This window comes from Chitinophaga sp. S165 (assembly GCF_003182155.1).
In the GTDB taxonomy this organism is placed as follows: Bacteria; Bacteroidota; Bacteroidia; order Chitinophagales; family Chitinophagaceae; genus Chitinophaga.
In genome coordinates this window covers 516,995-537,830 of record NZ_QGTG01000001.1, presented here as the reverse complement: position 1 = coordinate 537,830, position 20,836 = coordinate 516,995, and the positions used below count along the sequence as shown (strand labels likewise).

The window sequence follows — 20,836 nt, the reverse complement described above, 5'->3', positions numbered from 1 at the left end:
TTAATGATAATATTCCTCCGGCATAAATGAAGTATCATCCCACAAACGCATGATACGATAATAGATGTCCACGCCTTCTCCGTAATTACTGTTGGTACGCAATTGCAGATCATAATTGTGCGCACTGCCCTTCCACCTTAATCTCAGTCTGTTCCAGAAGAAACCATAGTGTGCGGAAGTACGGCGTATGCTACATGCTGAACCGCCAAATGCACTTACCGCAATGGCGTGCATAATAGCAAAACGGCCGGAGTTACGTTTACCTGTCCTGGCCATTATCTCATAGGCGTGACAGTTATCAAGTCCGCTGATAATAGGATGCCACTGACCGTCAGCCGGTACCTTGCCCATCACATAGGTGCCTGTGCGGCCTTCCATTGCTACAAAACCGGCAACATCCATTTTATAACAGGGATTGCATTTCCTGCCAACGCCCATGTTGCCGTTCAGATGGAAATAAAAGTTCTTTTCATCTGTCTGTACTTCTTTCGAAGCATCAGGATTGGCGCCCATCCGGAAACCGGGATTATCGCGTTCATCTTTCTCCATGAGGAAGAAAGGCTCCAGGTCATCGTTGGTACGATAAAAGGAAACAAATCTTTTGGAAGCGCCCAATGCTGCTACCAGCATACCATTCTCCTCATCCTTCGAGAAACCGTCCTCCTGTTTGTTAATGGTGGAGTCTATCAGATGCGCAAAGTGATGTTCTGTCGGCAGTTTTCCATTACGGAAATGCTCCTTCAGTTCTTCTCTGCCATAGATCTTATTGTTGTTTGTCGTGGCCATAGTCCGTTATTTGGGTTGTATGGTGAGTGAGATAATTTCTCCTTCTGCATAATGGGAGTCGTCGTCCTCCCGGTAACTGTTCCTTTCATGCTGCCCAATGATCATCTCTTCACCTGTAATGACGTTACTGATGCCTATAGGCTCCGGATCGCGGTATTCCCACTCGTCCAGTACCCTGATTGAGTGATGTAATGCGGGTATCAGTATCGCTGCAGATGTTGAGGCTTTTACATAGTCCGTATTGCTGGCCGCAGTGTCCAGCATACAGTGAATGGGCTTGTCGTCGGCATCTCTTTCTTCGAAGAAGTGCACCATGGAAAAGCCGGTTACATAGGCGATATAAGGCAGTTTTTTAATAAAGTTCAGGATATCCGCTATATACAAAACTCCGCCCATCTTAACATCCGTATGGCTGTCAAACAACCAGGGCGTAAGGAACCGGCGGATATCTTCCTGTAATTTCACCAGGTAATAATTCTTGTCAGTACTGCTGGTACCTTTTACGAAGCCTACATCACAGATGATCTTTACCCGTTCATAGTCCGGATGATGTATCGATAACTTCACATAAGGCGGCAACAGTTCTTTCACGAAATGGAAGATCCGGTACAGGGTAGCAATATCCATCAGCGGCTCTTCACTTTCATACATTCCGTTCTCTGGTGGTTTCGGAACCACTACAAGTTGTACGTCAGAGGAAGTGATGCCGGTCACACATTTAACAATGAGCACATCCGGAAACTCTTCCAACACGAGCTGTATGATATCAATACCGGATGTAGGACGCTTCTTATGACGCAAGCGCTCACTGACACGCTGATAATATTCCTCTGCAGTTTCCGCCGGCCTGCCACCAAAAGATGGGAACAGCTGCCATATACGCTGAACACCCCGTACGTCCTGCTGTAAAGACTTAATGAACAGCGGGGCAAGCGTTGTGGCGATAGCCGTATCTTTCTGATCACGGGCTGCAAGCGCTGCATTGACGAATACGCCTTTCACCATCGGACGTATCTGCATCTCTTCCGGTGCAGATAGTCTTATCCATTGCAGCTCTTTAGCAAGCCTGGTATTACCATAACAGTTCTCAGAAGGCGTACGCATACTAATGATGCCACTGCTGATAAACAACTGGGTGGTATCTCCCTGGATCTGATCTTTGTTGAACGGTACCCAGCGGTCGTTATAGAGATAACTCCAATGTAACTTAGGCGCTTTGTTGGTATTGGTATACTTGTAATACTTTTCGTCCAGCTGGAACAGCAGGGAAATATCTTCCTGTGGCGACATTTGATCAAAGCCCATATACAGGCTCGCCTTGTCGTCAAACACCGGCAACAACGAAAAATCTCCCTGAAAGGCGGAAGGATATGCCTGCCTGTGCCCATAAGGATAGAGATGGAACAATTGTAATGCCTGGTCCGTATCGTTCACCTTCTCCGGTTTCATAATTTCAGCCTGCTCCAGTGTATAGTCCACCATAATGGATTTAACCAGTGGCGTATAGGGGATATTGGGAACAGGCCGTTTCTTGTTCCACCTGCCGGCATTGTGCATCGCCACTTCAGGGAACAGGCGCAGGAACATTCTGTGGCCGAACGCTTCGCGCGGCGCTGCCAGTTCCAGGCGGATAGCGCCGTCCGTATAAAAACCATCTGTTACAAATGGTTCTTTATTCAACAAAGGCTTATTATGGAACCTGATCCTTTGATGATCTATATCTCTCAGGATAACGGTATCTGAAAGTAAAAGCCGGTCTTCATCATCATGGTACGTCTCGAACAGGTCCAGCAACTGCTGCCTGTTGCGTTCAGGCTGGAACTGTCCGTTCTCGTAGGCACTGATGCCCGCCTTGAACGAGTCATTGAGCATACCGGCATCATACGCATCATAATATTCATTAAATCCGCCGGTGGTATGTGGCAGCTCCAGCCATTCCATCCTGATGCGGAAATCTGTTGTATAAGCATTAAAAACGTTACTGTCTTTTATATCCAGGAAGGAACCTACAGCAGGTTGAGGACCAAACAACTGGAAAGGGTTCGCAGGACTCAGTGGCCCTGCATTATTGAATAGCCTTACGGAGCGGTACCCTCTTACGTTTGCACGGATAGCGATGCGCTCCAGCCATAGCAAGGGCAGGTATGAATAAGGATGATGGAAGCTATTATTATTGAGCAGCAACCTTACCAGCGGAAGGGTGGTCTGATAAGAGCCCAGGTGTACGACAGGATTATAAAGCGCTGCCGCCGGAGCATTGATATCGTAGGTAATACTGATCACGATACAATTAGAGTCGCAGTCAGGCGTAGCGCTACGGATACTATGTTTGGTAAATGTAAACCAGCCTTCAGCGGTCGTATATGAAATAATGAGGGCTGACGATAACAGATCGTTCATCACCAGCGCCTCTTTCTTACCTGTTACCGCGGCGAAGTTCCTCACATAGGCCAGCAGCTTTTCATAAGAAGATGCTTCAAAGTAGAGTGAAATATCGACGGTACGACGGCCTTCTGTCAAATAGAACAGCGGGGATGCAATGATCAGTCCCATCTCTGTTTCCTGCATGGTCCTTTGATCAAGGGGCAGTTCTTCCTGTGCTTCTCCCAGTAAGGGCCAGGGCGTTACCGGTAATGCACCGGGCAGATGGTCTGCCGGTGCGGTTACCTTATGTTTAGAAGTATATACCTGTTGTTCGATAATATCTGATTGCTGCGGATCGCTGGCCGAGATCTGCGTGTAGCTGTTCACATATACAGCCTGTAATGCACGCAACCTCGTCTGACTGGCATTCAGGTCCTGCGTGAGCCTGTAGGTGGCAGGAGGCGCGCCGTTACCGGTTTCCACGATCATAGGCGTACCTTCTCTTACCACTACCGGAACACTCTGCGGCAGCATATCTACAAATACGTGCACCTTGTCGGGTATAGCGGCGCGTTGCTGTATTCCCAGCACGTTCCGGTAATAGTATGACAGGTGCTGCCCTGTGAGGCCGTTTATTTTATTCTGGAGATGACCGTAAAGTTGCGTGAACGCCATCAGCAATCCTATATGCGGATGATGTTCCATCGCATCCGGTCGTCTTTTCAGGTACAGTTGCGCGGAACTGGTAACCTGGTAGTATTTGGACCGGAGGTTATTATAAATTTCATTGAGCGACTGGTAACCGAGAAAAACAGGTCCGGTCTCTCCCTGCCTGCGGATGAGTTGGGGAAAGAGCACCTGTAACTCTTTTGTTACCGCCTTTGAACGGAAATAACGTATGTGCCTGAAAAGCCCTGCCGCCTCTCTTTCATACTGCAGTAAATGCAGTACATCTTCTTCCAGGCTGTCCTGCAATTGCTCTGTATAGATCCAGGTGAAGCCCTGCAGGTCCGCTTTCTTCAATTGCTGTAAATGACTGGCCAGTTGTATGGCAATGCCGTAAATAAGGTTAAAAAGGTCTGTTAATGGTGGTTGTAATTGTGTATCGTTGTCTGCAGCTTCCAGCAGGTCCTGGAGTACCTGCTGCCGTTGTTGCCACAACGTAAAATCAAGGCGTGAGATCGCAATGATCATGATAAGGGCATCCGCCTGGATAAATTCTTTCCAGTCGCCCTCAACTTCATGTTGAAAGTTAAAATAGTTGAACTGTGCAGACAGGTCTGACAGGAATAATAACAGGTCTTCCTTACTGCGTTCATCAATCTTCACATAGGATGGCAACAGCGCTTCTAATTTTCGCTCCGTCTGACTGACGCCATCCCTCATATAATCGAATAATGTATTCATGTTACGCGCTACACGCTAAGGCAAAAGGTTGGGCGACACGATATTGGTGCCTTCCAGGAAATAGAAAGGGTAAACCAAGTTATGCCTGGTGTTAGTAGATATAATAGTATAATGGATCTGCAAATGAAGCATACCCTGAACATCGTCGCGCAACAGCACGTCAAGGCTTTGAAAATGAACCCTCGGTTCGAAGTCCAGTAAAGCATGTTCAACCAGGTCGCTGATCTCGGTGATCATCTCACTGTCCACCTTCTCAAATACCAGCCTGTGAAGATTACATCCGAAAGTGGGTTGCATCATTCTTTCACCAGGCACAGTACCCAGTATGATGCGGATGCTTTCTTCTATATCGGCAACGGCGTGGCTCATAACCGCTGTGCTGCCGGCTTTATCGAATGCCGGAGGAAAAGCCCATCCGGTACCGAGGAAAGAATTGATTGACATTTAAATTGTTTTAACCGCCTATTAATACTGTCGGACATCCCAGTACGATAGTACCGCCATGAGCGGTGCTATCGCCCATACGGGCAGCAGGTTTCCCACCTATCATTACTGTGGAGGAACCTTTTACAATAGAGTCCGGCGGACCTACACATACGCACATATCGCCCAATACCGCTGCCGGCATACTGCCGATCAGCACTGTCGGTATACCGGGTCCTATAACGGGACCGCCTACGTGCGGAATAGGTGGTATTCCCGGCGTTTGCATGGGACAGGTATGCATGTCAGTCAATCTTGCTGCGGGTGCTCCCATTTTGTTTTGTTTTGGTTGTTACTGGCAGATCATCCGCCGTAACAGTTCCTTTAATTGATCATTACGATACCGCCCTTGATGACGGTCTGGCCGGATGCAGATACTTCTGCAGTAGCCGTACCTTTGGCGGTAAATCCCATCTGTGCCGTCTGGTTGATGTTCATGCCTTTCAGCTCCATATCCTGTGTAGCCTCCATAGAAACTTTACCGGTGGCCTTCAGGTTGATGTTACCTGTCGCTTTCAGGGTGATATCTTTTGGACTGTCAAGTGTTATACCGCTGTCATCCAGTTTGACGCTGTTGTTGTTCTGATCTTTTATCTCGATCGATTTACCATCGTCGCTCAGCGTAATAGTATTATTGCCGGGCGTTGTGATCTTGATGATCTTTTTATCGTCATCAAAGTTCAGCTGCAACTTGCTGCGGGTGTACAATGCTTTGACATTGTTCTTTTCATCAGCCTGCGTCACGGGCGGCACCTTACTTTTACCAAACAAAGAGCCCAGTACTACAGGGTAACGCGGATCGCTTTCCAGGAAACCTACTACTACTTCATCGCCCACCTCCGGATAGAACACCGAACCGGCGCCCGATGTAGCGTAGTAACTGGCAAGACGCGCCCAGATCCCTTTCTGGTCGCTGGCGTTGGAAGCCGGCTTTACCTGTATGCGGTACTGTGAGGCGGGATCTTCAGATATCTTCGCCACCGTGGCAAGCTGCAAACCTTGTATAGCAGGCATCTGGCCATTGGCAGGCGTATAAGAGAACTGTTCCTTTTCAAAAATAGGCCTGTCTGGCGCGCCAAAGCGTACGGTGGTAGTCCAGAGCCCTTCCTCCATTGTATGCCTCACAGCAATAATATAGGCATTACCATTGAAACGGTCTCCGACACCTTTCAGTTCCAGCAGCTTTCCCGGCTTGGCAAGCGCACTGCCAATAAAGGAAACAGTGCCTCTCATGGCATTCATACGCAGACGCAACAACGTACTGTCGGCCCACGATTTCAGGTCTGCCTGTGCCATCGGGGCGCTGGAAATAAGTTTCAGGTCAGACTGTGAAAGCTTTCCTGAGAATGATTTGGCTGTAAGATTACCATGTGTGTTAAGGCTTGGTTCTGCAGCACTTGACGTGATGAGCGCCAGTGTTTGCGGGTCCCAGGCAGCTGCCTCCAACGCAGGCGGTTGCTTTTCGGCGTTAAGTTCCGCATCGAAAGAGATCAGTCCCTCGCCATAGCCGACAGACAAAACTGCCTCCTCGCTGAATTTAGGTTTACCGATCGTGATCCCATCATCGTCCACGATCGTGATGTAACCATTAAAGGCTGCCCTGCCCAGGACAAAATCCCAGTCGGTAGCAGTCTTCTGGAACAATACCTCCTGTTGCGCTGATGTACTATCCACAGTAGCAGAAAGACCATATGTGCCTACGATCTTCGTAATAACGTCACTGTCCGTAGATTCGGAGAACTCCGCCTCTTTCTGGTTCAACGTCATCTTTACCGCCTGATGTTTACAGGTCACGACCACCTGGAATAGCTTGTTGCTGCTGATGCGCAATGCCTGTTTCACGATCACGCCTTTAAACACGGATTGTTCCGTATCTTCTCCATAACCGGCAGTGATCGCGATGGTGTTACCAGGTACCAGGTCTGAACCTTCGCTGCTGGGGAAGCTACCGCCGTCCCCACCTTCGCCGATATCGCCGGAACCTTCTACAAACACTATTTCCGCATAAGAGATCTTATTGATCTCATGCGAAATGGAAACGGACACCACCCCATATTTCTCCTGGATGGCGTTACCTTCTGAGGTCACCGTGAACCGGAGGGTAGCATCGGTTATATTGGCAGTAGGACTTTGCGCCGGCATCAAGCTTTCTTTAATGGTGGAAAATACAGTTCATCGCCGGGGCGGATAGCATGAACGCTACTCAGCCCGTTAACTCTGGCCACTTCCATATAATAGGAAGGATCACCATAGATGCGGTAAGCCATTATCGGCAATGTGTCACCTGCTTTTACGGTAATGATATGCGTCAGATCGGGAGAACCTTTCTTAGCCTTTTGCTTCTTGGTTTTAAAGTCAAGCGATTTCGCTATCACCAGTTTTACTTCCGCCCTTAATGCAGTACCGTCAGCATTGAACATTTTATAGTTGGTCGTGATGCTGGTGCAAACGCCTCTATACACAAAATCTCCCCAGGAGATCTTGAGGAAATTAGGCCGGTGTTTATCGCCCTGATAGGAAAACATCACGTAACGCAACCTGTCAATGTAGCCATCTACCGACTGGCCGTCAGGGATCGGGATAATACCTGTACCATCCACCAGCAGGTCGAGGTTCAGGTCAGAATCTCCCATACCTGTAAAGACCATCGTAGGGTCGGACGAGTTCTGTTCATCAGGGGAGCCGTATTCGGCTTTGTAGGTCAGGGAATAGGTACTGGGATTGATCATTGCACTGATCTTACTCAGTAACTTATCAACGCAGGCCGCATCTCCATAAGCTGCAATCTGTAATTTTTTGATCTCACCCATAACTTACCTGTCGGCTTCAGTTTTCATTCTTTTAAGAATGTTGTCCAGGCATTCCCTGACGATACTCTCTTTCCACTGGCGCAAGGTCCTTTCATCGGGCATTGCTGCGGATGTTTTACCAGCATCAGTGGAGACGGTCACCTTAATGACAAGTTCTCTTATTTCAAGCGCCATCGTTAATCAGTTGTACTTTTCAAAATACTTGTAAGCCAGCTCCAGTGTCTCTATCACAATTTCGCCATCTCCTTTTGCCTTGATGCCTGATACTTCCATCTTAACAGGATAGACACCATAGAACTTCCAGGAGTAGATAGGCTTGTGGAGTTCATCCAGCAGCATGACCACAATAGTAGTAGGCTTGAATTTGAAGGAGGACAGGGTCGTCCTTACCCAGTCAGTAACGGAAGATCCGACCAGTAAGCCACGTTTCAGCACAAGGTTGCTATATTGAGGAGGGGAAGGCAGTTTGTAAACAAACTGATTCTCTCCCCCTTCCTTAACTGTTTCTGTGGCTATGTTAACGGAAATGCCGCTCACCTCCTGGAAATTCCCTTCTTCCTTACCAGGGTAACTAATAAAGTTCACCTTGTAATGAAAGCCTGTCATTGGATATCCGGGATCCATAAGCCTTATTCGCTGATGGTTAAACCTTCGTGCGCAACTTCCATAGTCTCAACGGCTATTTCGTTCGCGTCCGATTTCATATCCGTAACGGTGATCTTGCAAGGGAATGCATTTTTCAGCGTCCAGCTCATAGCGATATCCTGTTTTTCATCCAGGAGGCTCACTACGATATTGATACGCTTGTAGGTATTCATTGTAATACCTTTATACTTATCCCAGAGTGCTTTGTCTCCTTTGAAGATGCCCTTTTTCAGGGTGATATTGGAGAACTTCTGAATACCTGGCATTTTCACTGTAGAGTATACAGGGCTGCTACCGCCACGGTATTCGATAATCTGTGTTTCTGATGATAATCCGGTTACTTCCTGGAAAATCAATTCAGCTCCGTCCCACATGACCTTGAAGGAAAATTTGACCAAAGGCCACGTGGTTTGGGCTTGGGTAGATCCGTCATCTGCCATAGTTATAAGCTTTTAATGATAAAATAATAGGGTGATAAGTCTGTTAGTTTTTTAAGATTGTTGCATCATCTGCTGGAATGTGATCACGATGAACTCAGCAGGTCTTACGATCGCTACTCTTACGGTGATCAGCATTTTACCATCAAGGATGTCCTGTGGCGTCATGGTGGAACCAAGTCCTAACTGAACGTCAAAAGCCTGTTCAGGAGCAGCTCCTGCCAGTGCTCCCTGTTTCCAGAGGTTGTTCAGGAAGTTGTCGATCATGGCTTTCACAGTTACCCAGGTGGTAGCGTCGTTCGGCTCGAACACGTAGGTGCGTGCCGCCAGTTTGATAGATTGTTCTATCATGATGAGGGTACGACGAACGTTCACATAGCGCCAGTCCTGGCTGTTACCGTCCAGTGTACGGCCACCCCATACCAGTGTACCGATACCCGGAAAAGGACGGATCACATTGATGGATTTACCTGCGAGTACGTCTACGTTCAACTGTCTCTGTTCATCGTTGGAGATGTTCACGGAAGGAGCATTCACCATACTTACAGATACGTTGGCCGGCGATTTCCATACACCGCGGGTGCTGTCCACCATGGTATATAAACCAGCGATAGCGCCGCTTGGAGGCAGTTCGTTCAGATTTGCCCTGATCTCTTCCAGGATGCTGTTATAAACAGGGCTGGACGCTTTAAGTGACTGATGGAAGTTCTTTTTCGCGTTAGCATCAGGGGTAGCGATCGCTTTGTAGGCAGTCACTACCTGTTGCGCCAGTGGCTCTGGTAATATTGCTGCCAGGTCAACTGCGGGGTCGATGTTTTCGAAGTCGATCTCATTGCTCTGAACAATAGCTGTTTTCAGCCAGGGATAATAGGCAGCGCCATAGTTCAGTGCATTGATACCGATATCGGTACGGAAATCTGCTACGATAGCATCTGTAGTATCGGTAGAAGATTGCTTCGCCAGGTCGAAGATGCCGAACCGGCTCTGTGTTTTAGCGCAGTGGGCCAGTACTTTTGTGTACATAGTGGCGTAAGCGGCTTTCCCGAGAGCGATGATATCCGGAATAACTACCAGCGTAGGCTCAAACTCTTTCTCCAGCGCGAGCAGGATATCGGGTTTGTCGGCGGAACCGGTAAAGTCGTCCAGGGCAATTTCAAGGCCTTCAGCAGCCTTATCGCCATAGGTACCTACGGAAACGATGTAACAATTCGCACCACCATTTGCATAGAACAGGCGGATGCTGTTGTAAAGGTAGAAAGTGTTCTTCGGCATGATGGTCACTACCTTGGGAGCGCCGTTCACGATAAATGTTTCTCCTTTGTAATCTGCTGCCGGGTCAGTGATGCTGAACTTTGCCTGGAAGCCTGCGCCGAAGAGCTCTACGAACTCTGCGAAAGAGGTAACACGGGTTGGTTTTTTCAGAAGTGATTTACCAAACCGCTCGGCCTTCTGTGTGTAGCCGATAAAGACAGGAACTGCTGTTTCGACGGCAACGGCAGAACTGGGGAAGGCGTTCTTTTCTTCTATGTAAACGCCCGGTGTCATGAGTGTTGAAGCCATAGCTGTACGGGTTTGAGATTAGTATAAAAAGATTTCAGAATATGCTTGTGTGCGGTCATATCCTGGTATGCCCGCAGCTGAAATAGTTTGGATATCCGGCGATGGAAGCGCAGAAATGATGGTCCGGTTAAGACCACCAATGCCTCCGGCTTCCACCAGCTGAAACGTATGTAAAGGACGTTGCGCCAGTGCGATCGCCTCTTCCGAGACAAAGACGCTGGCGTTGGCGCCGTCAGGAAGTGTTACTGCCTGCGGACCTTTAAAATGAATTTTGTTGCTGGTGTCGATGATAGCTGGTTCTGACAATGCAGCAAGATTATCGCTCATCAAAAAATAGCACCAGCGGGTAGCCCTGGCGGCAAAACTGATCTCATAACGATCAGACAGGCCGGGAGTAAGCGACAATACTATCCTTGCAAATGGTTTTGCGGATACAATGCCGCCCTGATGTTCAAACGGGGCCACTTGATTGGCTGTTACCACATCATCTTTATGCAGCTTACCGGGCGCATAACCGTCTTTATTACCAAACAACAGTATGCTGTTCGGAATGTCAGACTGCTGCAATCCCGTATAATTATAAAATAAGTTGTCCTGCAATTGCAGGTCAAATACTAACGCCAGATCCTCCCGTAGCAGCTGCTCCCGCTCGTCCGTCTTGCTATTGTCATAGAGCAATACAAACCTGTCCGGCAGTCTGCGGAAGAGTAATCCATAACGTCTCATGTCAGTTGCGGTCTGCTGGGGTACAAGCACGCGGATGTCCCTTAAACAATTGTCAGCAAAGAACCGGTGGCGGAAATAAACTTCCGTCAGCAAATCAAATCCCATTACTGTAATTCCGTTTACAGAAGTTTGTCGTTTGTAGTGATGTCCGATACGGAAGGTCTGTATTCCCTGATAATACTGTCATCGAATGTCAGCATACGCATTTTATAAACCACAGAAGGCATATACTTGGCGCCCAGTGTGGCCCATACATTGTTCAACCGCTCCGTACCCATACTTTCCATTTCGAATACCAGCTTATCTATCCGGCGGTCCAGTGATGGCGTATCAGCAGGAGTGAATACGTTGCGTGACTGAAAAAAGGCCATGACAAAAGAGATGAAGCGCAATGCCTCTGCATAGTTGTTTCCGCTGAAATACGCAGAAAATAACACATACAGATTAATACATACCGGCGGAGCGGTCTTTGCCTGCAGCATTCCCGGATTATAACCGGGTACACTCTTTCCCAGCGCCTCTTTCTCAATGTTGATCAGCGTCACAAGTACTTTGTTCTCGCCCTGTATAGCAACACTTCCATCCTGATTTACAATACCGGACAGCACTACTTTTTCCTCATTGACATGCAATTGCCTGCTAAAGTGTTTGTTAATCACTTCAGTGATGCACGATAAGGTTTCGTAAATCATATGGCTATTATTTTCTCAGGAAGTACTCAGTAAAACTGACGCTAAACAATGCTTTGCCTGTGGCAGCTTACGATGTTATGTTGTGTGTAAATACTCGTTGTCGGCTTCTAATATCTAAATTCATATCCCACGTCAGTGGGATGAAAATCAGGGTACTAGGACATTCTAAATAACTTCGATTTTCATATTGGCCACAAGATAGTAGTTAAATGAAAACAATAAAATTTTTATTTAAATGAATATTTACCTATTTTTTATTAATTATTATTATTACTCTTGCCTCAAAGTTGTTCCGTAAATTTTACTATTTATGTATTCCCTTATCAGAATCCTATGCGGTTTCTTTTTTGTCCTTGCTATCTTTTTGTTTCCTAAGAATAACGTCCAGGCTAATATAATATATGCATACCCGTATGATACTTCCCATGGATTAAAGACGATAAACTTACCAACTTTTCAGAAAGATACAACGGGGAAAGTCAAACTATTGCAAAAGATAGTTGCGGCCTTAAGGTTCACGAAAAATGCGCGGGCAAGAGAACAGCAGCGTGTGATCACCATCATCAGAACCGTGATGGCCGATTCTATGGTGGCAACGGCAGCAGACATTAAAAAACTGAATGCCGAGTTGTCCTTGCAACAGAACCAACACTTTGATTCATTAAGTAAACTGATCAACGCCATCATAGCTGATGCAGCAGCAAGAGATACAGCGGTTGTACCGGGCGAAACACCAGAAGCTCCTCCTCCACCGGTGCCAGCTACAGATGTTGCAGACCTCATTAATAAGATCATTCCTATATTAACACAGAAGGCAAAAGAAGAGAAAAGCTCCGAAGTACAGCAGAAACGCTTGCAGGAAGTTCGTGCTATATATGGACGTCCGCCGGGTAAGATGGATACCCTGCGCATGGGAGATTCACTCGGCGCGAGATATACGATCACGCTGGGGCATAAGGCAAATGTAATAGGTGTTCACCCCTATTGGATGAACGATAAATATCTTCATTATAATTTCACTGCCCTCAGCGCCGTAAGCTTCTATGGATATACTACTGAAAAAGATATTAAGGCAAGAGATATTCCTCCTTTTCCATTAAACATGTTCACACTGGCAGCATCAGCAGGTAGCGACAGGCTATTTACATTATATGAAAATGATCCTGCTCATATCGATGCATTGCTGAAAGATGAAGATGCACAATTCCGCTGTATTGATTCTCTGTTACCCCTACTGCAACAATATGATGCGAATGGTATTAATATTTGGTTCAGTCAACTAAACGGCAACAAGAGAGAAGCCTTCACCCGTTTTGTTACCTTACTATCAAATTACTTACAACATAACAGTGACAAAAAATATAACATCGCCATCACCCTGCCATCGTACGACGAGCAGGCTGCGTACGATCTGAGAGCACTGGACCCATTAACGGACCATTTCCTGGTAGACTTTACGAAAGCCAGCGGCACACGTGCAGGCGCTTTAGCTCCTATGAAGGGAGATGCCCGACGGGCTATTGAACCGGTCATGTCCCGTTTGCTGAATCAGCAGGTGGCCCCTGGAAAATTTGTGATCCTCCTCTCCTACTACGGTACGCAATGGAAGAAAAGCCCGAGCGGCGGAAAGGATATCTTTACGAAATATGTTCCATTCAACGAGATCAAAAACCGTTTCCCTGGCGATACATCTGTTATATATGATGAAGATGCAGTAGCTGCATATGTGGAAGAGAAAAATGAAGCCGGCGAAGTTACTTCGGAAATATGGTTTGATGATGCCTATACCCTGGACGTTAAATACGACTATGTATTAAATAATGGTCTGGGTGGTGTTGCTGTATGGCCATTAGGTGCGGATGACGGTTATGGTGAGTTGTGGGATGAGCTGGGCGCCAAATTCATCAGCATAGATACTACATTCATTGACACTGTCAGATTAGTTCCGGAAGTTGTCGCCACCCAGTCCTGGTGGACGCGCATGACGCAAAGGATCGGTCATGAAATACGGGTGCTTGAACTGATGTTTACAGATCCCTGTCAGCTGGACATTGAAAAGGACGACCATGACGATGATTTCTTCGCTTACCTCACCCTGTTCCTTTTTATCATCGCATTACTGATCGGGTTCTTTTATGCATATAATATGCGGATGGTAGGTAGCGCCTGGCCATTGCAAAAGGTAGTGTTGCGCATATTGATAGGCTGGGTATTGATCACTATGTTCTTCGGGATAGTAACACTCTTTCTCAACAGAGACGTTCCTTTTGGTATTACTCATGCTACAGCTGACAATGGCAGTGTAAAGGCGAAATGTGTAACGGTACCGATGCTGGACCTCCTGCTGATATTTTCTGTGGGGCTTGTATTGGGCATGTTGATTATGCGGATATTAATACGTCCGTTGTTGACGAAAAATGATAAACCGTAACGTTGGGGGGGCATCAAGGAAACAATTCCTTCGTCTTACTGATCATTTCTTTGATACGCTTCGTAAAACTGTCACAGCAAGGTTTGCTGTAGCTATACAGGACCAAACCGCCTCCGTCTTCAGAACGGGACTCAATATTCATTTCTACCATGTGATCGGGATGGCTGCTGCAGGATTCATTGCTGAACTGATGAGTAAGATAGGCTGCGATCCTTTCGGCTTTTGAATTGTTATACCTGTCAGGAAGGTTGTGGATGTAGTCAGCCATTGTGTTATCAGGAACGAGAGATCTTTTTATAGCGCGGAACTGGATCATAACTATAAAATTAAGTGGGGAACGATGATACAAAGGTACGGATTAGGGGAATCTGTTGTCCAAATACCCGATTTTTTCCCTGGAGCAGATTCTTTCCTTAAATTTACCTCCTCAATTAAAATATTAATTCATGAAACATCTAATTCTAATTCTTTTGATGGGAACTGCCGTTAGTTCTTATGCGCAGAAAAGTGATCAGCCGGTAAATGTACCAGCGGCCGTTACTAAAAGCTTCCAGCAGCAGTATCCCCAGGCGACAGGTGTTAAATGGAAATTAAAGGACGATCAGTATCACGCGGAGTTTTCCAAACACGATGCCTGGTATGACGCATCAGGTAAACTGGTAAAACAGAAAGAGGATATTCAACAGGCTGATCTGCCGGCAGCGGTGAAGCAAGCCGTTCAGCAACAGTTTGCCGGATATACCATTCATGATGTTGACAAACATACTGCCGGAACAGTAATTACATACAAACTGGAGCTGAAGAAAAGTCCGGAAGAAAGAGATGTGACTTTCAGTGCGGATGGGAAAGTGCTAAAAAATGAGGTAGACGATAAGAAGAAGAAGAAATAACCATTCAGTATATAACGAAGCAGCCGCCAGATATTTCTGAGCGGCTGCTTTTTTTATTGTTGCGCGGCAAGTAAAGTTCTATGATGAGCCTCTCTGGCCCTGGTGAACAGCGTAAATACAATCGCCAGTACCAACGCCATTACGAGATAGGCTTCAGCCAGTAAGGCCTGCGTTTTGATGGTCAGTAAACTGCCGATGCCATAACTAAAGATGGAGGTAAGTACGTACATTGAGCCTCCGGTAATACCGCTTGCGATGCCCGCATTTTTACTGAAACGGCCAAGACAATAAGCAAACAGGTTATTGAATACAAACCCACTTACCATATGGATCACAATGGTGAATGCCATCAGGGTATACAGGTTAGAGCCAAATCCGGAAGTGACCATCATTCCTATAATAGCCAGTGCCTGTAATGTAAGTGCAGCTACTATCTTTTTAGTGAATGGCCGGTTAATAAGTGATTTGGAGATAATCCCCCCTATCATGATCGATAATCCCGACAGCAGGGAACAATAACCGGTAACTACGGCTGAATGATGAAACACGTGCTCAATAATGAAGGGACTTGTCATACCATGCACGATGACCATGCCGTAACACAGGGCCAGAATAACCAGCCCCAGACTAAAGTCGGGTGTTTTGATCATTGATCCGTATACCTTCAGGATAGGTTCCATTTTGAATGGATGGAAAGTCTTTAAGGATTCTCCCCCGTATTTCAATTCCAGCACCAGGAGGATCAGTGTAGCGATACCCAGGAAATAGAAGTTGGAAGACCATCCGAAGGCCGCTTGCAGATAACCGCCCAGGAAGGGAGCCGCTATCGGAGCCGTGGCCCAGATAATGGAGAACAAGCTGGTATAATGCTTCAGTTTCTCTCCGGAATAAATGTCCATAAAGTAAGCGCGCTTGCCCACGACGATCAGCGACACACAAATACCCTGTATCACACGCATGGCATAGATCACATTAATATTATGCGACATAGCAATGGAGAAACTGGCGAAGGTGAAGACGAGTAGCGCAGTTAATCCCAGACGGTAACGTCCGAAGCTGTCCAACAGGCTTCCTATGAACCATTGACTACTGCCGGAGCTGATCATGAAGATCAGCAACGACAACTGTATAGCTGCATTGCTTACGCCAAGATCCGTCGCCATGGCAGGCAGAGACGGTATATAAATGTCGGTCGCAAAGCCCGACAGGGGGATTAGTGCGAATGCGAGAACGGTACTTATACCGTGATGGTTCTCCTTAATAAACTTCATACCTCTTAAAATTTTCCGTTAGTGTTCTTATGATTCTCTATACCTATAATTTCTTCAATAATGTCCCAGTGTTCGGCAATCTTACCGTTTGCTACCCTGAACAGGTCATAGAAAGCGGATGGCGCTCCTTTAAGATGTCCTTCACTTATTGTGAGGACGAAATTGCCTTCACCTAATATCCTATGCATTTTGTCATATCTGATACCGTGTTTCTCCCATTTCGTCTGACTGGTCTTTCCAGCGCTGACAGCGCTATGATTGATACAACCCTGTTCGGGAAAATAATCACCCAGCTTTTTTATGTTCCCTTCTGAAAGGAGATCTTCCATAAAGGCCTTAACAAGATCTTTATTCTCGTCTGTCTTATCCCGGTCGGTGATCAGTACCGTTCCGCTGGTGATGCTGCTCCTCCCCGATACGAGTGGCAATAATGGCTGTGCATTATCCCAGTGTTCCACGATCAGACCATCCTCAAATCTGAAGATGTGAAAGCCTGCCATTGGAATGGGAAAATGATATTCCACATGCGCGAATACGAACGGGCCGTCTTCCATCAGGCGAAGTACTCTGACTATTATATGACGGGGTATGTCTTTCAAATACAATTTCAGACCTTGCAGTCCATCTGCGATCAGGGGATTATGCTGTTTATACCTTGTGGGGTGAATATATGTTAACGGCGTTTTCATGCCCGATCCAAAGCTGGTTAGAAGTGTTGCGACCTTCTCTCTATTTAACAATGCTATATTTTGCATCCGAAACTGTTAATACTTAAGCCCTGGCCGAAACCAGGGCTCTGAAACTACAATCGTCAATCATAAAAAACACACTCTTATACTATCTCCGTGCCGCCACGGCTTTATGTGGAGACAAATGCCGCGGGCAGCCCCGGCTATCTATCGAAAGATCGAATTCTGTCGAACAAAATTATACCATTCAGTATATTCTACCAAATAATTTTTGAACAAGCGTTCAAGAATGCGAGGGATTTAGCTGTGGGGGCTAGTTGGCAGAAACTCGTCCAGGCGGCGGGGACCCCGGGGCGCTGCAGACAACACGGCTCCTTCCCGAGCCGACAGACGTTTCATTGAGATACTATTTCTTTGAAATTTACATATAATCCTATGATCTATACATCAAAAAGAGGTCTCTCTTGTCGCAACTTTGTGGTGTCAGTCAGGGATGAATGTCCTGATGAGAAACGACAGAAAATATATCATGAAACCGAACGTACCAGATCAAAGAGAATTCCAGACAGGCAGAAAAATGAAGATGATAATTACCGGCCTCCTATTACTGGCACTTATCCCTTTTGCCGCTTACAGCCAGGACCCGCATCTCCCTCCAGGCAATTTAGGACTTACCAATTTACAGGATGGTAATCCACCGTCACCAGGATGGTACTATCTGCAATATGTACAGATAGATCAACCCGATAAGGTTAAAAACAGTCACGGAAAGACAATTAACGGCGCACTGCAAGTGAGTTCGCTGATCACATTACAGCAGGTAGTGTTTATCAGTAAGAAACGAATCTTAGGAGGTAACCTCGGCTTTACCACAATTATGCCGCTTGTAAAGTTGTCCACTAATGCAAGCGGTGGTGCTGCACCTTCGATCAATCCAAGTCCGCTAGGCGATCTTGTTACCGGACCGCTGGTACAATGGTTCAACAGGAAGCTGTTCGGGATGGATTATTCCCACCGGCTTGAAGTTGATGTGGCTGTGCCAACGGGAGGTTATCACTCGACATATGATATCAATCCGGGTTCCCGTGTCTGGCGTGTTTTCCCTCACTATACATTTACACTGTCGCCTGTTAAAAACCTCTCCTTCAGTATGCGGCATCATCTGAATTATTATTTCAAAGGTATCGGTACGGATGATCGTCCTGGTATTACCTACAACTTCAACTATTCTGCTGAATATGCGGTTACCAGATCAATATTCGTGGAAGCTGCAGGGTATTATCTGAATCAGCTGGAACAGGATGCACACGATGGAGATCATAATTATTTCCAGCATAAGTATGGCATAACAGATACACGGGAAAGAGTTTTTGCTTACGGGCCAGGTGTGGGTTTTGTATTTCCTTCGGGACTATTCCTCGAAATAAAAGCGATGAAGGAAGCTGCTGTACAAAACCGGAGTGAGGGTTGGAGAGGAACGCTTGCATTGTCGTACAAACTAAATAAGAATTAAACAAACCATTTCTTTATTTTGCTTATGGGAAGGCTGATTCGGTAAAATGGATCAGCCTTTAATATTTATGGATGTTCCTTTGTTGATAGAAAGCCTCTTATTCGTCGGGATTAAGAGCGCCACCGGAGTACGTCCTGAAGAAATCTTTCCTGTAGACCTCCCCTATCGGAATCTCTGTATCGCCAAGATAAATATTGCGATGATCGAATGAATCAATGTAGTTTATATTGACTACATAGGATTTACTTACGCGTAGGAACAACTGCTGCGCAACCTTCTGATGAATGGTTTTTAAGTTCATAGCTGTGATCAGCTTCTGATGGCCTGTATGTATCACTACGTAGTCTTTTAATCCTTCTATAAAGCGGATGTCATTGAAATTTAGCCTGTAAAATCTGCGGTCGGATTTGATTATTAAGAAGTCGCCGGTGTTAGCTTCTACGACATTCTTCTCTGTCTCATCCGAGAGCAACCGTTTGTATATTTCCGCCTTGCTGATCGTTTTCTCCAGGCGGCTTTTATCGATAGGTTTCAAAAGATAATCTATAGCATCAAGTTCGTAACTTTTAAATGCGTACTGTGGATAAGCTGTAGTAAAAACCGTCAGGACCTGGCGGGACAATGTTGCCGCGAATTCCAGTCCTGTTACCATCGGCATTTCAATATCGAGGAATATGAGATCTACTTCGTTTCCTTTCAAAAAGTCCATAGCGGTAAGGGCATTGGAGAACGTACCCAGGACCTCAACATTTGAAACATCCCTGATGAGCGCCTGCATTTCCTCTCTTGCCAAAGGCTCATCATCTACAATGATGCATTTCATAACGGTATCATTAATTTGACGTTATATTCTTTAGAAGTGGAACTCGTTTCCAGATAGTAGCTACCCCCGTATAAAAGTTCCAATCTCCTTTTTATGTTGGCGAGCCCCAGCCCGCTGCTCCTGTTGTCTGAAGGTCTATAATCCGGGTCCCTGGAGTTAAGACAGCTGAAATGAAGCTTATCTCCGATTACCTCTATCTTAACCCTGATATAAGATGCGGCCCCGCTGATATCAACACTGTGCTTTACTGCATTTTCCAGAAAAGTGGTAAAAAGGTTCGGCGGTAAGGCAACCATATTAAGGATCCGGGGAGTGGTCTCGCTGGAAATATCAACAGAAAGATTATCTCTTCTCAGCTTTTCCAGCGACAGGAAGTTAGACAAGAATTTGATCTCGGAACTTAACAGGGTCTTTTCTTCATTATTCTCATAAAGCTGGTACCGGAGGAACTCAGACAATTTCATGATGACAATTGTAGCCCTGTCCGGATCACTGCGAACAAGCGCTTTAATTCCATTGAGCATGTTAAAGAGGAAATGCGGATTGATCTGATTCCGCAACTCATTTAACTCCATTGTCAGCGTGATATTCCTTAACGCTGCCATCCTTTCGTTATCCCTTGCCCATCGCTGGAAGAGCTTCATTGTAGTGGTGACCATTACTACGGCAATCAGTATGAGCGTTCCTTCATAGAGCCCCAGTTTGTGTTCGGCCATACGGATGGCCAACTGCTCCGGTGTTGAAAACGTATCCAGTAGCCAGGATAATATTATCCGGCAGGCCACTACCACCAGTACTAACAGCACAAGGTACAGGATATACCTGCCTCTGAAGAACAAGCGCGACACCAGTATGTTCATATTGATGTAACACATAATGATCAGACAGCCAGACACGGAAAACAGACGCAGATATCTATAACCTCCCCTATAGTCCAGGACCTCATTAGAAAAGAAGATCATAGCCAGTACTCCCAGTACTATTCCAGCATGACGTAAAATTCTGTACCGGTCGTCAATGATCAGTCGAATGATCTTTGCATCATTTAACTCCACATGATCTTGCTTCATAATATTTAATAATTTGAACACAGAGTGAAGATAACGCGATTATAGCCTGCCCTACCTGAAAATTATACAAAACCCTGCCTTTCTTATACCAAATTTCGCTTGTAAATAATTTAGTATAAAATGTAAACGGTTTGGTATAAAAACGAAAAACTGAGACCCTATTCTATCTTTCTTTGTTCCGTTAGTCAATGTATGACGGGCCGTCTTCATCGCAACAAAGCAGTCCTTCACGATCATTG

At 46.1% G+C, this 20,836-nt stretch carries 20 protein-coding genes; 3 read left to right on the top strand and 17 right to left on the bottom strand.

The annotated features are described in order from the left end of the window. The 12 genes from C7475_RS02045 to C7475_RS01995 all read right to left on the bottom strand — a co-directional run bounded on the left by C7475_RS02045 (position 1) and on the right by C7475_RS01995 (position 11,910). Positions 1 to 786, bottom strand: coding sequence for a hypothetical protein (locus C7475_RS02045; RefSeq protein ID WP_110050527.1), 786 nt, complete (start codon positions 784 to 786; stop codon positions 1 to 3). Between the two features lie 6 nt (positions 787 to 792). Beyond that, a complete protein-coding gene (locus C7475_RS02040) occupies positions 793 to 4,557 on the bottom strand; it encodes a hypothetical protein (protein ID WP_110050525.1) in 3,765 nt (1,254 codons plus the stop codon). 15 nt (positions 4,558 to 4,572) lie between these two features. Further along, complete coding sequence (locus tag C7475_RS02035; RefSeq protein ID WP_110050523.1) at positions 4,573 to 5,001, bottom strand: GPW/gp25 family protein; 429 nt, start codon at positions 4,999 to 5,001, stop codon at positions 4,573 to 4,575. Positions 5,002 to 5,011: 10 nt separating this feature from the next. Beyond that, positions 5,012 to 5,314 (bottom strand): PAAR domain-containing protein, encoded by a 303-nt coding sequence (locus C7475_RS02030; RefSeq protein WP_110050521.1) that lies wholly within the window; start codon positions 5,312 to 5,314, stop codon positions 5,012 to 5,014. 50 nt (positions 5,315 to 5,364) lie between these two features. Next, positions 5,365 to 7,182, bottom strand: coding sequence for a type VI secretion system tip protein VgrG (gene vgrG / locus C7475_RS02025; RefSeq protein ID WP_110050519.1), 1,818 nt, complete (start codon positions 7,180 to 7,182; stop codon positions 5,365 to 5,367). Continuing rightward, complete coding sequence (locus C7475_RS02020; RefSeq protein WP_110050517.1) at positions 7,182 to 7,850, bottom strand: LysM peptidoglycan-binding domain-containing protein; 669 nt, start codon at positions 7,848 to 7,850, stop codon at positions 7,182 to 7,184. The genes vgrG and C7475_RS02020 overlap by 1 nt, the downstream gene beginning before the upstream one ends. A gap of 3 nt (positions 7,851 to 7,853) precedes the next feature. Continuing rightward, on the bottom strand, positions 7,854 to 8,024 hold the full coding sequence (locus tag C7475_RS32880) for a DUF5908 family protein (RefSeq protein ID WP_158286391.1): 171 nt from the start codon (positions 8,022 to 8,024) through the stop codon (positions 7,854 to 7,856). A gap of 6 nt (positions 8,025 to 8,030) precedes the next feature. After that, a complete protein-coding gene (locus tag C7475_RS02015) occupies positions 8,031 to 8,474 on the bottom strand; it encodes a phage tail protein (protein WP_110050515.1) in 444 nt (147 codons plus the stop codon). A gap of 5 nt (positions 8,475 to 8,479) precedes the next feature. After that, positions 8,480 to 8,893 (bottom strand): phage tail protein, encoded by a 414-nt coding sequence (locus tag C7475_RS02010; RefSeq protein WP_233259743.1) that lies wholly within the window; start codon positions 8,891 to 8,893, stop codon positions 8,480 to 8,482. Positions 8,894 to 8,986: 93 nt separating this feature from the next. Continuing rightward, on the bottom strand, positions 8,987 to 10,492 hold the full coding sequence (locus C7475_RS02005) for a phage tail sheath C-terminal domain-containing protein (RefSeq protein WP_110050511.1): 1,506 nt from the start codon (positions 10,490 to 10,492) through the stop codon (positions 8,987 to 8,989). 18 nt (positions 10,493 to 10,510) lie between these two features. Continuing rightward, positions 10,511 to 11,323 carry a hypothetical protein gene (locus C7475_RS02000; protein WP_110050509.1) on the bottom strand — a complete coding sequence of 271 codons (813 nt, stop codon included), beginning with the start codon at positions 11,321 to 11,323 and terminating at the stop codon, positions 10,511 to 10,513. Between the two features lie 14 nt (positions 11,324 to 11,337). Further along, positions 11,338 to 11,910, bottom strand: a complete 573-nt coding sequence (locus tag C7475_RS01995; protein ID WP_110050507.1) for a DUF4255 domain-containing protein — start codon at positions 11,908 to 11,910, stop codon at positions 11,338 to 11,340. Between the two features lie 487 nt (positions 11,911 to 12,397). Here C7475_RS01995 and C7475_RS01990 point away from each other — a divergent pair, with 487 nt between their 5' ends. Next, positions 12,398 to 14,341, top strand: coding sequence for a glycosyl hydrolase family 18 protein (locus C7475_RS01990; RefSeq protein ID WP_158286390.1), 1,944 nt, complete (start codon positions 12,398 to 12,400; stop codon positions 14,339 to 14,341). 13 nt (positions 14,342 to 14,354) lie between these two features. Here C7475_RS01990 and C7475_RS01985 read toward each other — a convergent pair whose 3' ends face one another. Next, on the bottom strand, positions 14,355 to 14,657 hold the full coding sequence (locus C7475_RS01985) for a hypothetical protein (protein WP_146217440.1): 303 nt from the start codon (positions 14,655 to 14,657) through the stop codon (positions 14,355 to 14,357). A gap of 130 nt (positions 14,658 to 14,787) precedes the next feature. Between C7475_RS01985 and C7475_RS01980 the strand changes: the two genes are divergently transcribed. Continuing rightward, the gene (locus tag C7475_RS01980; protein ID WP_110050502.1) at positions 14,788 to 15,231 is read left to right on the top strand and encodes a PepSY-like domain-containing protein; all 444 of its coding nucleotides are present in this window, start codon (positions 14,788 to 14,790) and stop codon (positions 15,229 to 15,231) included. A gap of 53 nt (positions 15,232 to 15,284) precedes the next feature. Here C7475_RS01980 and C7475_RS01975 read toward each other — a convergent pair whose 3' ends face one another. Continuing rightward, positions 15,285 to 16,502, bottom strand: coding sequence for an MFS transporter (locus C7475_RS01975; RefSeq protein ID WP_110050499.1), 1,218 nt, complete (start codon positions 16,500 to 16,502; stop codon positions 15,285 to 15,287). A 5-nt stretch (positions 16,503 to 16,507) separates the two neighbouring features. Beyond that, positions 16,508 to 17,257, bottom strand: a complete 750-nt coding sequence (locus C7475_RS01970) for a hypothetical protein (protein WP_146217439.1) — start codon at positions 17,255 to 17,257, stop codon at positions 16,508 to 16,510. Between the two features lie 463 nt (positions 17,258 to 17,720). On the opposite strand from C7475_RS01970, the gene C7475_RS01965 reads away from it, so the two are divergent. Beyond that, positions 17,721 to 18,704 (top strand): transporter, encoded by a 984-nt coding sequence (locus C7475_RS01965; protein ID WP_158286389.1) that lies wholly within the window; start codon positions 17,721 to 17,723, stop codon positions 18,702 to 18,704. A gap of 97 nt (positions 18,705 to 18,801) precedes the next feature. On the opposite strand, the gene C7475_RS01960 is transcribed toward C7475_RS01965, so the two are convergent. Together C7475_RS01960 and C7475_RS01955 are read right to left on the bottom strand one after the other, a co-directional pair. Further along, on the bottom strand, positions 18,802 to 19,527 hold the full coding sequence (locus tag C7475_RS01960; RefSeq protein ID WP_110050493.1) for a LytTR family DNA-binding domain-containing protein: 726 nt from the start codon (positions 19,525 to 19,527) through the stop codon (positions 18,802 to 18,804). Then, positions 19,524 to 20,597 carry a sensor histidine kinase gene (locus C7475_RS01955; RefSeq protein ID WP_110050491.1) on the bottom strand — a complete coding sequence of 358 codons (1,074 nt, stop codon included), beginning with the start codon at positions 20,595 to 20,597 and terminating at the stop codon, positions 19,524 to 19,526. Before C7475_RS01955 ends, C7475_RS01960 begins: the two co-directional genes overlap by 4 nt. Positions 20,598 to 20,836 lie beyond the last annotated feature (239 nt).

Coding starts and splice junctions, on each gene's coding strand:
- C7475_RS02045 (WP_110050527.1), bottom strand. CDS start 786: ATGGCCACGACAAACAACAATAAGATCTATGGCAGAGAAGAACTGAAG.
- C7475_RS02040 (WP_110050525.1), bottom strand. CDS start 4,557: ATGAATACATTATTCGATTATATGAGGGATGGCGTCAGTCAGACGGAG.
- C7475_RS02035 (WP_110050523.1), bottom strand. CDS start 5,001: ATGTCAATCAATTCTTTCCTCGGTACCGGATGGGCTTTTCCTCCGGCA.
- C7475_RS02030 (WP_110050521.1), bottom strand. CDS start 5,314: ATGGGAGCACCCGCAGCAAGATTGACTGACATGCATACCTGTCCCATG.
- vgrG (WP_110050519.1), bottom strand. CDS start 7,182: ATGCCGGCGCAAAGTCCTACTGCCAATATAACCGATGCTACCCTCCGG.
- C7475_RS02020 (WP_110050517.1), bottom strand. CDS start 7,850: ATGGGTGAGATCAAAAAATTACAGATTGCAGCTTATGGAGATGCGGCC.
- C7475_RS32880 (WP_158286391.1), bottom strand. CDS start 8,024: ATGGCGCTTGAAATAAGAGAACTTGTCATTAAGGTGACCGTCTCCACT.
- C7475_RS02015 (WP_110050515.1), bottom strand. CDS start 8,474: ATGGATCCCGGATATCCAATGACAGGCTTTCATTACAAGGTGAACTTT.
- C7475_RS02005 (WP_110050511.1), bottom strand. CDS start 10,492: ATGGCTTCAACACTCATGACACCGGGCGTTTACATAGAAGAAAAGAAC.
- C7475_RS02000 (WP_110050509.1), bottom strand. CDS start 11,323: ATGGGATTTGATTTGCTGACGGAAGTTTATTTCCGCCACCGGTTCTTT.
- C7475_RS01995 (WP_110050507.1), bottom strand. CDS start 11,910: ATGATTTACGAAACCTTATCGTGCATCACTGAAGTGATTAACAAACAC.
- C7475_RS01985 (WP_146217440.1), bottom strand. CDS start 14,657: ATGATCCAGTTCCGCGCTATAAAAAGATCTCTCGTTCCTGATAACACA.
- C7475_RS01980 (WP_110050502.1), top strand. CDS start 14,788: ATGAAACATCTAATTCTAATTCTTTTGATGGGAACTGCCGTTAGTTCT.
- C7475_RS01975 (WP_110050499.1), bottom strand. CDS start 16,502: ATGAAGTTTATTAAGGAGAACCATCACGGTATAAGTACCGTTCTCGCA.
- C7475_RS01970 (WP_146217439.1), bottom strand. CDS start 17,257: ATGCAAAATATAGCATTGTTAAATAGAGAGAAGGTCGCAACACTTCTA.
- C7475_RS01965 (WP_158286389.1), top strand. CDS start 17,721: ATGAAACCGAACGTACCAGATCAAAGAGAATTCCAGACAGGCAGAAAA.
- C7475_RS01960 (WP_110050493.1), bottom strand. CDS start 19,527: ATGAAATGCATCATTGTAGATGATGAGCCTTTGGCAAGAGAGGAAATG.
- C7475_RS01955 (WP_110050491.1), bottom strand. CDS start 20,597: ATGAAGCAAGATCATGTGGAGTTAAATGATGCAAAGATCATTCGACTG.